The following is a 12,110-nucleotide window of genomic DNA, read 5'->3' as shown; positions in this document are numbered from 1 at the left end:
ATATCAATGAGCGCGCGCGTAGGTCTTGGACACCGACGCCGCGCGTGTGGTGTGGTGCCTGCATGACAGGTCTCGGACGGCGTGAATTCTTCGGCGCGACGGCGGGTGCGGCCGCGCTCGCGGGCTTAATTGCTTGCGCTACAACAGATTCCACGAACAACGGTGCGGCTGCCCCGGCCTCGGCAGGCGGGTCGTCCGGCGCTGTGACGCTGCGGTGGTGGGGCAACAACAGCTGGGAGATCCGCCTGCCCGGCGGCAAGACCGTGCTCATCGACCCGTGGCTGACCAGGTTTCATACCGGAACTTACACCGCCGAGGGCGCGGATCCGCAGACTCCGATCACCGTGGATACCGCGCTGATCGACCGCTACGTCGACAGCGGCGAACTGCGCGCCGATCACATCCTGGTCACCCACGGCCACTACGACCACCTCGCCGACGTGCCGTACCTGGCGAAGAAGACCGGGGCGACGGTGCTCGGCACCGAGACGCACCTGAACCTGATGGCCGCGCTGGGCGCGCCGGAGCAGCAGCTCGCCTTGGCCACCGGTGGCGAGGTCCTTCGCTTCGACGGCTACACCATCCGGGTGCTGCGCTCGTTGCATTCTGCTTCGGGACCACGTGCCACGGTTGCCTTCGCGGGCACCCGGCCGGGCTTCGGTGCCGGAAATCTCCCTACGCCCAGGGTGATTCGCGATCTCGTCGAGGGCGGCACGCTCGCCTACGAGGTGAGCGGCGGCGGGGTGAGCGTGCTGGACTTCGGCGGCTCGAACTACATCGAGTCGGAAGTGGCGGGATTGCGCCCGGATGTGCTGCTGCTGCCCGCCGGTGGCGGCAAGATCGCCGACTACGTCGGGCGCCTGTTGCGCGCCACCGGCAATCCGCGCTACGTGCTGCCCACCCACTGGGACGACTTCGACCATCCGCTCACCGAACCCGCGCGCGACTGGGGCGGGCTCGAGCCCCTGCGGGCCGCGGTCGCCGCGGTCAGCCCGCAGAGCACCTTCGTCACCGTGGATCACCTGCAAACCTTCACGCCCTGACCGGGCCTCATCCGCTCCCGCATGTCGTCCTTCTTTCCGGCCCGGTCCATTCGCGCGAGCGCCACGATCCGCAGCGGAGTTCGTGGGGGAGGCTGGTAAGCCCCGCCCAAGGCATGGTTCGACAGCATCGGACCGATCGAACGTATCGTCCGAGTTCGAATCCGCAGCCGGGCTCGAAGTGTGTAGGAGTTGCTCGTCGGTGGTCCGACCGTGCTGGTGATTCGCCTCGGATCGCGCTGTCGATCCGGTCGCTGACCGGCGCGGGCGATTACCGTGGTCTGGTCCGGCTCGCGCCGGGACCGACGGTGGAGAAGGGAGATCGAACGTGGCTGGAACCATCACCGACTCGGCGTGGTTGCGAACTTTGCGATCCGAGGCGGTCGTGCGGCAGCATCTTCTGTGCTTCCCGCCCGGTGGTGGATCGGCCACGGCCTATCGAGATCTCGCACAGCGGTTCGGACCGGGCGTCGCGGTGTTCGCGGTGCAGTACCCCGGGCGGCAGGACCGGCTGGGTGAGGACCCGATCACCGATCTGGTCGCGCTCGCGGACCGGATCGCCCGGGAAGTGCTCGCACAGGGCCGGGTCGCGGGGCTGTCGCTGTTCGGGCACAGCATGGGCGCGACTGTGGCGTTCGAGACCGCGCGCAGGCTCGAGCGTGCCGGGCAGCCGGTGACCACGCTGTTCGTGTCCGGCCGTCCCGCACCGACTTTCGAGGAGACCGGGCGGTTGCACCTGGCCTCCGACGACGACCTCATCGGCGACCTGGTGCGGCTGGCCGCGGACCCCGCGCCGCTCGAGATGCTGCGCGCCGAGCCGAGCCTCGCCGAACTCGTGCTGCCCGCCGTGCGTGCCGATTACCGAGCGGTCGAGACCTATCGCTATCAGCCGGGGGAGCCGCTGCGCGCGGGTATCGCGGCGCTGGTCAGCACCGAGGACCCGACGATGCGACCCGAACAGGCCGACGAATGGCGGGCACACACCGGCGCCGGATTCGACCGCGCGACCTTCCCCGGCGGGCATTTCTATCTGGACCAGCACGCCGCGGAGGTAGCCGGCTTCGTCGCGCGCCACTTGGCGTCCGCCTGAGGACCGAGGGGGCGATCGGTGCGGCGCCTACAGTTGGACGGCCGGAGCGGACCGCCCGCGTAGCACCCACAGGTAGCCGATCCAGGACGCCACCACGAGGGCAGCCGCCAGTATCCGCACCGATCCGAGCGCGTGTTCGGGATAGATCACGCCGGTGAGGTAGTGGTCGATGAACCCGCTCGACGGCAGCAACGCCAGCCCCGCGCGCTCGCGCGCCCAATTCTCCAGATGCGTGAGCGGGCAGTCGAAGCCGACCACGATCGTGCTGAATCCCCAGCAGACCGCGATCAGGTGCAGCCAGATCGTGCGCCGGAAGCGCCACGCGAGGAATCCGCCGACCACCACGTAGGCCACGAAGGCGAAGTGCGTGGCGACGGTGGCGTCGGCCAACAGCCGGTAGAGCACGCCTCCAGAGTAGCCTTCCCCGGCGTGCCGGACCCCGGATCGGACTCCTACCAGGGGGAGGGCTGAAAGTCCTTGAGGAAGCAGCCGAACAGATCGGTGCCGTTCTCGCCCTGCACGATCGGGTCGTAGACGCGCGCCGCGCCGTCGACCAGGTCCAGTGGCGCGTGGAAGCCCTCCTCGGCGAGGCGGACCTTCGTGTAGTGCGGGCGTTCGTCGGTGATCCAGCCGGTGTCGACGGCGGTCATCAGAATGCCGTCCTGCTCGAACATCTCGTGGGCGCTGGTGCGGGTCAGCATGTTCAACGCGGCCTTGGCCATGTTGGTGTGCGGGTGCCCCGGGCCCTTGTAGGCACGGGAGAACTGCCCTTCCATCGCGGAGACGTTCACGACGTACTTGCGCCGCGCCCGCGCGGCGGCCATCGCCGGGCGCAGCCGCGAGACCAGGATGAACGGCGCGACCGAGTTGCACAGCTGCACCTCGAGCAGTTCGGTCGGGTCCACCTCGGCGACGGTCTGCACCCAGCTGTTGGTGTGCGCGAGGTCCGGCACCAGGCCGCCCGCGTCGATCGCCACCCCGCGCGAAATGCGCTCCGGCGTCGCGGATCCCGCGACCAGGGCCAGTTCGGCGACGTCGGCGGCGGTCAGGGCGGGGGTGAGCGAGGCGGTCAGCGCGGTGGGGTGGGCCTGCATGGTCTTGCCGAAGCTCACCACCTCCGGCAGCGCGCCGGCGGGCAGCGGTCCGGATTCGGCATCGACCAGGGCGCTATAGGCGCCGGGGGAGCGGCGCACCGTCTGCGCCGCGTTGTTGATCAGGATGTCCAGCGGGCCCTGGGCGGCGACGTCGTCGGCGAGGGCGACCACCTGGGCCGGGTCGCGCAGATCGATGCCGACGATGCGCAACCGGTGCAGCCAGTCCGCGCTGTCGTCCATCGCGGCGAACCGCCGGATGGCGTCGTTGGGAAAGCGCGTGGTGATGGTGGTGTGCGCGCCGTCGCGCAGCAAGCGCAGCGCGATGTACATGCCGATCTTGGCGCGACCGCCGGTGAGCAGTGCCCGGCGTCCGGTCAGATCGGTCCTGGCGTCGCGTTTGGCGTGGCTGCTCGCCGCGCAATCCGGGCACAGCTGGTGGTAGAAGGCATCGACCCGGGTGTAACGCTGCTTGCAGATGTAGCAGGGACGCGCGCGGATCAGCGTGCCGGCGCTGGCGCCGGAGGCGGTCGAGCTGATCGGGATGCCCGCGGTCTCGTCGTCGATCCGGTTCGGTGAGCCGGTCGCGGTCGCGGCGACCACCGCGCGATCGGCGGAGGAGACCGCCTCGCGCGCCTCGGAGCGGCGGCGCTGCTTGAGCTTCTTGAACATGTGCCCGACCGCCCGCTGCACTTGCACCGAGTCGGGGTGATCCTTCTCCAGGGTTCCGGCCTGCTCCAGGACCCGAAGACAGGTCGCGAGATCCTCGGGATCGATCATGCTTTCGGCCATCGCGGCGGGGGACATCCTTCATCGAGCTGGGAAGACGACCGGCCCATTGTCGCAAACCCGCCTGCCGGGTAACCGCCCGGTTGCCTGTGTTCCCGCCGGAACGTCCTCGGTCAGCTGCTGCGCGGGCTGATCGCCGCGCGGTCGGCGCGAAGATCGTCGACGAAGTTGGCGATCGCCTCGGCGACCAGCAGCGGTTCGGTGATCGGCAGCCAGTGGTCGGCGGGGACGGCGCGGCGCCACAGCTTGTCGACCCAGCGCACGGAGGCGTCGTAGACGGCGGCCGGGACGAATGGGTCGGTGGTGTCGACCAGCAATTGGACCGGCACCGCCGTCCGCCGCACCCGCGGCTTGCTCACGTGGTGCAGCAGATTGGCCTGCGCGATGCGCGCACCCGCGACCAGGTCGGTGCGCCAAGTCCGCGCGACGCGCGCGGGCAACGGCGAGATACCGCCCAGCTGCCGCACCAGCAGGCCGCGCACCCGTGGCGGGTAGAGCCTGCGGGCGATCGGACCCGGCGTGAGCGCCCAGCGCGCTGCCCGCAGCCACCAGCCCAAGTCGCCGAGTTCGCGGCCCGCCCGCGGGGCCAGGGCGCGCAGCCACAGGCCCAGGTGGTCGAGGTTCGGCCCGGCGATCGCGGTGAACGAGGCGACGCGGGTGTTGGCCCGCTCGTCGCAGACCGCCTCCCACAGCTGCACCGCACCCCAGCCGTGCCCGCACGTATGCACCGGCTTGCGCGGGCTGGCGGCATCGATCACCGCGAAGAAGTCCTCCGCCAAGTGGCCGAGGCGATACTCCGCCGGCGCGCCGGGCGTGTCCGAGCGTCCGTGCCCGCGTACGTCGTAGGTGATGACCCGGAAGCCGTCCGCCAAGAGGGCCGCCACCGTGGCCCACACGTGGTGGGTGTCGGTGAGGCCGTGCACCAGCACCAGGGGGTCGGCGGCCGCGTCACCCCATTCGAAGACAGCGAGCTCGGCGCCGTCCCGGTCGACCGTCCAAGTGCGGTCGGGGCGGGGCGTTTCGGTGGTGTCGAGCAGTTCGGTCATGTCTGCGCCTCGTTCGCTGCCGGCTACCGATCCGATGGCACGTCGCCGTCGTGCCGAACGTCAGTAATTTCGATACGGACAGTACGAAGGATTGACCGCTCGAGGGAAAGGTAAAACGCCGAAGTATGGCGCAGCTCACCGGAGGTAGCTCGGCCCTGCGGCTGTTCTCGCCGGAACGTTCGATACTCCCGCTGTCCTCGGTGCCCGCTGAGCTCGATGCAGCGGAGACGCGGACCGGCCCGGATCGTGTTCCGACAGTTCCCGGAGTGTCGTCCGACTCTTGTTGACAACTCGCCAATAGTGCGGGAATCTGGGAGCGGAACCGGCGACGGAGCCGGACCGAGCGAGCAAAGGATCGAGCGATGGCACGCGCGGCGTGGAGTGACGACGAGGTCGAGGCGGTACGGGACCTGGCGAAGACCTTCTTCGAGAAGGAGGTCGTCCCCCATGAGGAGAAATTCGTCGCTCAAGGGCACCCCGATCGCGCGCTGTACAACCGCGCGGGCGAACTCGGCCTGCTGTGCCCCGCGATTCCGGCCGAATACGGCGGCGGCGGAGGCACCTTCGCGCACGAGGCCGCCATCATCGAGGAGCAGGCCCGTGCGGGCGACGGATCGATGGGCATCCCCGTGCACAGCTCGATCATCGCGCCCTACCTGTACGAATTCGGCTCCGAAGAACTCAAGCGGCGCGTGCTGCCCAAGGCGGCGAGCGGCGAGATGGTGCTGTCCATCGGCATGACCGAGCCGGGCACCGGTTCGGACCTGCAGAACATCAAGACCCGCGCGGTGCGCGAGGGCGACGAGTACGTCATCACCGGCTCGAAGATCTTCATTACCAACGGCTGGCTCTGTGACGGCATCATCATCGCGGCCAAGACCGACCCGACCAAGGGCGCGGCCGGCGTCTCGCTGATCTTCGCCGAAGTCGGCGACGACACTCCCGGCTTCGAGCGCGGACGCATCCTGAACAAGATCGGCGGCAAGGCCCAGGACACCGCCGAGCTGTTCTTCGACGGCCTGCGCGTGCCCGCGTCCAACCTGCTCGGCGACGCCGAGGGCCAGGGCTTCTACCAGATGATGCAGATGCTGGCGCAGGAGCGCCTGGTCACCGCGATCATCGCGGTCGCCATGATGGAGCAGGCCGTGCAGCTCACCGTCGACTACACCAAGGGCCGCGAAGCGTTCGGCAAGCCGCTGTTCGCCATGCAGAACACCAAGTTCGAACTCGCCGAGTGCGCGACCATCACCAAGGTCTCCCGCACCTTCCTGGACGACTGCATTACCAAGCATCTGCGCGGCGAGCTCGATATTCCCAGCGCTGCCATGTCGAAGTACTGGTTGACCGATCAGCTCGGTATCGTGGTTGACCGCTGCCTGCAACTGTTCGGCGGCTACGGCTACATGACGGAGTATCCGATTTCCCAGCTCTACACCGGTGCCCGCGTCCTGCGCATCCTCGCGGGCAGCAACGAGGTGATGAAGGATCTCATTGCCCGGTCTCTCTGATACCAGGAGCACGGCCGCCGACGGTGGCGCCGACCCGGTGCTACCGCGCCGCCGCAGGCTCGAACCCGACGAGCGGCGCGCGCAGATCCTCGCCTGCGCCATCGACATGTTCGGCGAACGCCCGTACGCGGCCGTCTCCACCGCCGAACTGGCGCAGCGGGCCGGTGTGGCCCGTGGTCTGATCAACCACTATTTCGGCAACAAGCGCGATCTGTACCTCGCGGTGGTGCGGCGGATGGTCACGCTGCCCAGACTCGACGACATGATCGTGCCCACCGGCTCTTGGCGCGAGCGGGTGGACGCCAGCGTGCGCTGGCTGCTGGACACCATCGCCGAACACGGCAGCACCTGGGTGAAAGTGACCAGCCACGAGGGCGTCGGTGACGACCCCGAGGTGCAGCAGATCCTCGACGCGGCCGATGACGCGGCGGCCGAACGACTGCTGCTGATGGTGGGCCTGGCCGATTCGGCACACGATGCCGAATTGCGCGCGATGGTGCGCGCCTACGGCGGGTTGGTCAAGGTCGCGGGCCGCGAATGGATCACCCGCGGCACGCTCACCCGCGAACAGGTGCACGACCTGTTGTGCGACATGTTGCTCACGCTGGTCACCGAATCGCTGCCCAAGGTCGATCGCAGGCAGTGAGCGGCTGGCATCAGCGCGGACGCGCAGGGTGCAGGCCACAGTGAGCGCGCACGGCATGATGCCGGGTATGGGCACCGAGCAAATCTCCGGCCCCGTCGGGTCGGCCCAGCGCGTACCCGCCGCTCGAGGTCGACTTATCGGTCCTGGATCCGGCGTTGATTTGTCGCGCTCGGCAGGTTGCCGATCGGTCAGCATGCGTCCCGGCTAACAGATCGCCGAGAGTTACGGTGAGTTTGTTATTACGGCCCGATCACAAATATCCGCCCCTTCGGATCAACTTTTCGCGTCGCGCGTCCTATTCTGTGTCGGTATATCGGGGCGGGTCCGGACAATATCCGAGGTTCCTGCACGGTGTGTCGGTGTGGAGAGGACCTGGATGACACGGGCAGAACGGCGTGAAACGGATCGCTGGCCGCAGGCGCAGCCGGATGACCGCTGGTCGGAGCCGGAGCCCGACGGTCACTGGTCCGAGGACGAGGACGAACGCTGGGCCGAACAGACGCCGAGCCGCCGCCGGACCGGACGGCTGCGCGTGGAGATTCCGCCGATCGTCAACCCGTACGCGATCGTCGCGCTGGTGGCGGCGCTGCTCGGGCTGTTCCCGGTGGCCATCGTGTTCGGCTTCATCGCCTTCAGTCATCCCCGTGGCCGGGTCATGGCGATGTTCGCGCTGCTGCTCGGTGTCGCCGAGATCACCGCGGTGGCCGGGTTCGTCCTGCTGACCGGCAATTGGATGCCGGATCTGATGAACCGCACCGCCACGATCGCACCCGCGCCCGTCGCGTCGATGCCCACGACCGTCGAGCGCCCGGTGACCACCACCGCCGCACCGAGCCCCGCCGTGACGACCACACCGCCGCCGCCGGAGAGTCCCGGACCGGTGACGAAGGGCGCGTCCTGCACCGAGGCCCAGCTGGGGCAGATCGGCAGCGCCGCCACCGGCGGCACCCTGATCTGTCTGACGACCGGGGGCGGTTACCAGTGGTCGGGCCCGCACACCGTGGCGACCGCCGTGCAGCAGGCGGGATCGAAGTGCGAGGCGTCGGGCGCCAAGACCGGCCGCACCGCCGACGGCCGCGCCCTGGTGTGCGAAGTCAACGGCCGCGGCGGCACGTGGGTGCTGTGGACCGAATAGGGGCTGACGCTATTCGGACTTCTTCGCGCGGCTCGGCTGCACCCGAGGTGGTTCGTTCGGCATCTTCGGGTACTGCGGTGGCCACGGCGCGTCCATGAGCCCGGCCGCCATATCCCGTTCGGACATCTCCAGGAGCGGGGCGATGGACTGGGGCGCGCGGTCGGCCCACGGGTCGCCCGACTCGGCGTAGCGTGCGGGAACGGTCGCGATGGTCAGCTCGTCGGGCACCACCGACTCCAGATCCGGCCAGCCGATCGGCGTCGACACCTGCGCGCCGACCTTCGGCCGCACACACCAGGCCCCGAAAACCGTTTTGTGCGGCGCGTTCTGATTGAAATCGATGAACACCCGGTTGCCGCGTTCCTCTTTCCACCACTGCGCGGTGATGTCCTCCGGATAACGGCGCTCCAATTCGCGCGCCAGCGCCACCGCGGCGGCCCGCACCTGATATCCGTCCCACTTGGGCTCCAGCGCGGAGTAGAGATGCAAGCCGCGTGACCCGGAGGTCTTGATCCACGATTCGATGCCGAGTTCGGCGAGCAGATCCCTGGTGCGGATCGCCGCATGCCGCAGATCGGCGAAGGTGATGCCGGGAGAGGGATCGAGGTCGATGCGCAACTCGTCGGCGATCTCCAGGTTGTCGGCCCGATTGGGCCAGACGTGGAAGCCGAGGCACCCCTGGTTCACCGCCCACAGGATATGGGCGAGATCGTGCGCGACGAGGGCGTCGCTGGTGGTGCCGTTCGGTGTGGACACCTCCACCGTGCGCAGCCATTCCGGCGCGGATTTCGGCACCCGCTTCTGGAACCAGGATTTACCCGAAGCCCCGTCCGGGTAGCGCTCCAGCAGCAGCGGACGTCCGCCGACCACGTTCAGGAACGGTTCGGCGATCGCCTGGTAATACCGCACCAGATCGAGTTTCGTCTCGCCGCGCTTGGTGAAATAGACCTTGCCCGGGTTGCTGATCGTAACGGTCCGGCCGTCGGTCTCGATATCGACGGACTCGGTCATCGCGCCGCGCCTTCGCCGAACAGCGTGCTCAATTCCGCCGGTGCGACTTCATCGAGCTGACCGTAGGTACACGACTCGGGCGTCCGGTCGCTCCGGAAGCGCACCAGCCTGCCGCCGTGGCGCAGCCGGCCCGACTGCACGTGCTCGTAGCGCACCTCCGCGACCAGCTCCGGGCGCAGCGCCTCCCAGGACAGGTCCTTGCCGCCGGTCCAGCGGCTGACGCCGCCGGGCATCTTGCCGTCCGCCGCCGCCTGCGCCGCGGCGTCGGCCCACTCCCGCCAGGGGTGGTTGTCCAGTGCGTTCTCCCGCAGCGGCGCCAGCTCCTCGACCAGTTCCTTGCGCCGGGCCGCGGTGAAGCTGCTGGCCACCCCCACATGGTGCAGGTGCCCCTCGTCGTCGAAGAGGCCGAGCAGCAGTGAACCGACACCGGCGCCGTCCTTGTGCCAGCGGAAGCCCGCCACTACGCAGTCGGCGGTGCGCTCGTGCTTGACCTTCAGCATGACCCGCTTGTCCTGCATATAGGCGAGCTGGTCGGACTTGACCATCACGCCGTCGAATCCGGCGCCCTCGAAACGGGTGAACCAGTCCTGCGCGACGTCGGGGTCGTGGGTGATCGGAGTGAGATGGACGCGCGCGAGCGCGGTGTCCAGGATCGTCTCCAGCAGTCGCCTGCGCTCGGTGAACGGCTCGCCGGTCAGATCCTTGTCACCGAGCGCGAGCAGGTCGAACGCCACGAAACTGGCCGGCGTCTCCGCGGCCAGCTTGGCGACCCGGGACGCGGCGGGGTGCAGACGGTTCTGCAGCGTGTCGAAATCCAAGCCCTGCTCGGTGACCACCACGATCTCGCCGTCCACCACGCAGCGATCCGGCAGCGCCTGCTTCAGCAATGCGGCGACCTCGGGAAAATACCTGGTCAATGGCCGGTCGTTGCGGGAGCCGAGCTCCACATCGGCGCCGTCTCGGAACACGATGCAGCGGAAGCCGTCCCATTTGGGTTCGTAGCTCAGGCCCGGCTCGCGCGGCACCGCGGGCGCGGTTTTGGCCAGCATCGGCCGCACTGGTGGCATCACCGGTAGGTCCACGCGATCCTCCTCGGGTTCGATCCTCACCCATACCGACGGCGCGCGCCGAGCAAACTCATCGGTATGTTGCCGCGGTCTCGGCTCGATCGTAGGCGGGGGCCCCGACAGGATCGTGGACTTCTCCGGTCAGTTCTCCAGCCAGCCGTGCTGATCGGCGAACGTGGTGAGCCGGTCGCGGATGGTGAGGATCTCGCCCGCGGTGAGCGCGGGGCTGGCGTCCAGGAGCAGTTCGGTGATCAGGCGTTTGTGCTCGGCGACGGTGAGCTGTCCCGAACCCGGCCTTTCCTTGCCCTTGTGCCGGGCGGGCGGCGCGGACGCTCCGCCGACCAGGCTGAGATTGACCGCCTTGGGTCCGCGGTCGCCCTCGGTCACCTCGAATTCGAACACCCGCCCCTGCCGCAGCTCGTCCTCGTCCAGACCGATGTCGTTGACGTGGACGAACACATCGGGCCCACCGTCCTCCGGTCGAATGAATCCGAATCCCCGAGAGCTGTCGAACGACACCAATTTCCCGATGGACACCAACACCCGCTCCTCGTCGCCGTCGCTACTCGGCCACTTTAACCCGGGTTTTCGCCGTCGTTGGAGGAAAGCGCCTTTTGCAACGAATTGAAAACGGTCAGTCCCTGACCGACCATTCCGTTCACCAGTTCGCCTACTCCGTCGGGCCCGTTGAGCACCGTGAGATTCGCGTTCGCCAACCCGCTCGACGCCTGCTTCACGATTTCCGGAAGTTGTTCGATCAACATCTGATCCAGTGCGATCCGATTGTTCGACGCGGCCGCCGCGGCCTGGATACGGGTGCGGTCGGCTTCGGCCTCGGCCAGGATGCGCACTCGATCCGCTTCGGCCCGAGCGGGTTTCACGACCTCGGCCTGCAACTGCTGCTCACGCAGTTCGGCTTCCTTGCGCGCCTGCTCGGCCTGGGCGGTGAGCACCTCCTGCAACGCCAGCGCCTCGGCGAGCGGGCCCGCCTGCGCCGCCTCCGCGTTGGCCTTGTCGATATCGCGCTGGTATTGCGCGCGCAGGATCGCCGTCTCGCGCTGATATTCCGCCTGCCTGCGCTGCGATTCCTGCTCGGCCTGCGCCGCCGCCTGCGCGGCCTGCGATTGCGCGATCTGCGCGTCGCGCTGCACCGCGGCATTGTGCGGCGCGGCGAGCGCGGCGATATAGCCGAGGTTGCCGTCGTCGATGGACTGGATCTGGAAGGAATCGACCCACAGGCCGATATTGCTCATCTCGACTTTCGACGCGACGAGCACTTCGTCGGCCAGCCTCTGGCGCTCCCGGATGATCTCCTCGACTGTCATCGAGCCGACGATCGAGCGCAGGTGCCCGGAGAAGATCCGCCCGGTCAGCACCGACATCTCCCGCTCCTGCTCGGACAGGAACCGCTGCGCGGCGTTCACGATGGACTGGGTGTCGTTGGCCACCTTGAACGCGATGACGGCGCGGACGTCGAGCTGGATCGCCTGCTTGGTGACGCAGCGCTCCTTGATCTCGGCTTCGAACATCGCCAGCGACAGGTAGCGCACCTTGCGGAACAGCGGAATCACCCAGGCACCACGCCCGATGATCACGGTGAACGGCGCGTTGTCGCGGCTCTTGGCGCCGCTGACCAGCATCGCCTCGTCCGGGTCCGGCACGTGGTAACCCAGCACCTCTGTCTCCC

General features: G+C 68.4%; 12 protein-coding genes. 5 read left to right on the top strand and 7 right to left on the bottom strand.

Annotated features, from left to right (window positions below):
• Positions 1 to 62: 62 nt before the first annotated feature.
• Complete coding sequence (locus LTT66_RS35630; protein ID WP_233062848.1) at positions 63 to 1,043, top strand: MBL fold metallo-hydrolase; 981 nt, start codon at positions 63 to 65, stop codon at positions 1,041 to 1,043.
• A 325-nt stretch (positions 1,044 to 1,368) separates the two neighbouring features.
• A complete protein-coding gene (locus tag LTT66_RS35625; RefSeq protein ID WP_233062847.1) occupies positions 1,369 to 2,130 on the top strand; it encodes a thioesterase II family protein in 762 nt (253 codons plus the stop codon).
• Between the two features lie 27 nt (positions 2,131 to 2,157).
• Here LTT66_RS35625 and LTT66_RS35620 read toward each other — a convergent pair whose 3' ends face one another.
• From LTT66_RS35620 to LTT66_RS35610, 3 genes are all read right to left on the bottom strand, one after another.
• Positions 2,158 to 2,535, bottom strand: coding sequence for a DUF2784 domain-containing protein (locus LTT66_RS35620; protein ID WP_233062846.1), 378 nt, complete (start codon positions 2,533 to 2,535; stop codon positions 2,158 to 2,160).
• 47 nt (positions 2,536 to 2,582) lie between these two features.
• Positions 2,583 to 4,013 (bottom strand): SDR family NAD(P)-dependent oxidoreductase, encoded by a 1,431-nt coding sequence (locus LTT66_RS35615; RefSeq protein WP_181722187.1) that lies wholly within the window; start codon positions 4,011 to 4,013, stop codon positions 2,583 to 2,585.
• Positions 4,014 to 4,123: 110 nt separating this feature from the next.
• Positions 4,124 to 5,056: an alpha/beta fold hydrolase gene (locus tag LTT66_RS35610; protein ID WP_233062845.1), complete on the bottom strand. Its 933-nt coding sequence runs from the start codon at positions 5,054 to 5,056 to the stop codon at positions 4,124 to 4,126.
• A 362-nt stretch (positions 5,057 to 5,418) separates the two neighbouring features.
• Between LTT66_RS35610 and LTT66_RS35605 the strand changes: the two genes are divergently transcribed.
• The 3 genes from LTT66_RS35605 to LTT66_RS35595 all read left to right on the top strand — a co-directional run bounded on the left by LTT66_RS35605 (position 5,419) and on the right by LTT66_RS35595 (position 8,345).
• Positions 5,419 to 6,564 carry an acyl-CoA dehydrogenase family protein gene (locus LTT66_RS35605; protein WP_233062844.1) on the top strand — a complete coding sequence of 382 codons (1,146 nt, stop codon included), beginning with the start codon at positions 5,419 to 5,421 and terminating at the stop codon, positions 6,562 to 6,564.
• Positions 6,548 to 7,210 carry a TetR/AcrR family transcriptional regulator gene (locus LTT66_RS35600; RefSeq protein WP_195065792.1) on the top strand — a complete coding sequence of 221 codons (663 nt, stop codon included), beginning with the start codon at positions 6,548 to 6,550 and terminating at the stop codon, positions 7,208 to 7,210. Before LTT66_RS35605 ends, LTT66_RS35600 begins: the two co-directional genes overlap by 17 nt.
• Before the next feature lie 376 nt (positions 7,211 to 7,586).
• Entirely contained in the window at positions 7,587 to 8,345 is a 759-nt protein-coding gene (locus LTT66_RS35595) for a DUF4190 domain-containing protein (RefSeq protein ID WP_233062843.1), read from the top strand.
• Between the two features lie 9 nt (positions 8,346 to 8,354).
• Here the strand turns inward: LTT66_RS35595 and ligD are convergent, their stop codons facing one another.
• From ligD to LTT66_RS35575, 4 genes are all read right to left on the bottom strand, one after another.
• The gene (ligD, locus tag LTT66_RS35590) at positions 8,355 to 9,356 is read right to left on the bottom strand and encodes a non-homologous end-joining DNA ligase (protein WP_233062842.1); all 1,002 of its coding nucleotides are present in this window, start codon (positions 9,354 to 9,356) and stop codon (positions 8,355 to 8,357) included.
• Positions 9,353 to 10,438: an ATP-dependent DNA ligase gene (locus tag LTT66_RS35585; protein ID WP_233062841.1), complete on the bottom strand. Its 1,086-nt coding sequence runs from the start codon at positions 10,436 to 10,438 to the stop codon at positions 9,353 to 9,355. The genes ligD and LTT66_RS35585 overlap by 4 nt, the downstream gene beginning before the upstream one ends.
• A 126-nt stretch (positions 10,439 to 10,564) precedes the next feature.
• Positions 10,565 to 10,960 carry a cold-shock protein gene (locus LTT66_RS35580; protein WP_408638711.1) on the bottom strand — a complete coding sequence of 132 codons (396 nt, stop codon included), beginning with the start codon at positions 10,958 to 10,960 and terminating at the stop codon, positions 10,565 to 10,567.
• A gap of 38 nt (positions 10,961 to 10,998) precedes the next feature.
• On the bottom strand, positions 10,999 to 12,099 hold the full coding sequence (locus LTT66_RS35575) for an SPFH domain-containing protein (RefSeq protein WP_233062840.1): 1,101 nt from the start codon (positions 12,097 to 12,099) through the stop codon (positions 10,999 to 11,001).
• Positions 12,100 to 12,110 lie beyond the last annotated feature (11 nt).

It is taken from the genome of Nocardia gipuzkoensis (assembly GCF_021183645.1).
Classification (GTDB): domain Bacteria; phylum Actinomycetota; class Actinomycetes; order Mycobacteriales; family Mycobacteriaceae; genus Nocardia; species Nocardia abscessus.
Note: the sequence above shows the minus strand (reverse complement) of the source record. Positions and strands in the feature narration are given on the sequence as shown.

Coding starts and splice junctions, on each gene's coding strand:
- LTT66_RS35630 (WP_233062848.1), top strand. CDS start 63: ATGACAGGTCTCGGACGGCGTGAATTCTTCGGCGCGACGGCGGGTGCG.
- LTT66_RS35615 (WP_181722187.1), bottom strand. CDS start 4,013: ATGGCCGAAAGCATGATCGATCCCGAGGATCTCGCGACCTGTCTTCGG.
- LTT66_RS35610 (WP_233062845.1), bottom strand. CDS start 5,056: ATGACCGAACTGCTCGACACCACCGAAACGCCCCGCCCCGACCGCACT.
- LTT66_RS35605 (WP_233062844.1), top strand. CDS start 5,419: ATGGCACGCGCGGCGTGGAGTGACGACGAGGTCGAGGCGGTACGGGAC.
- LTT66_RS35595 (WP_233062843.1), top strand. CDS start 7,587: ATGACACGGGCAGAACGGCGTGAAACGGATCGCTGGCCGCAGGCGCAG.
- ligD (WP_233062842.1), bottom strand. CDS start 9,356: ATGACCGAGTCCGTCGATATCGAGACCGACGGCCGGACCGTTACGATC.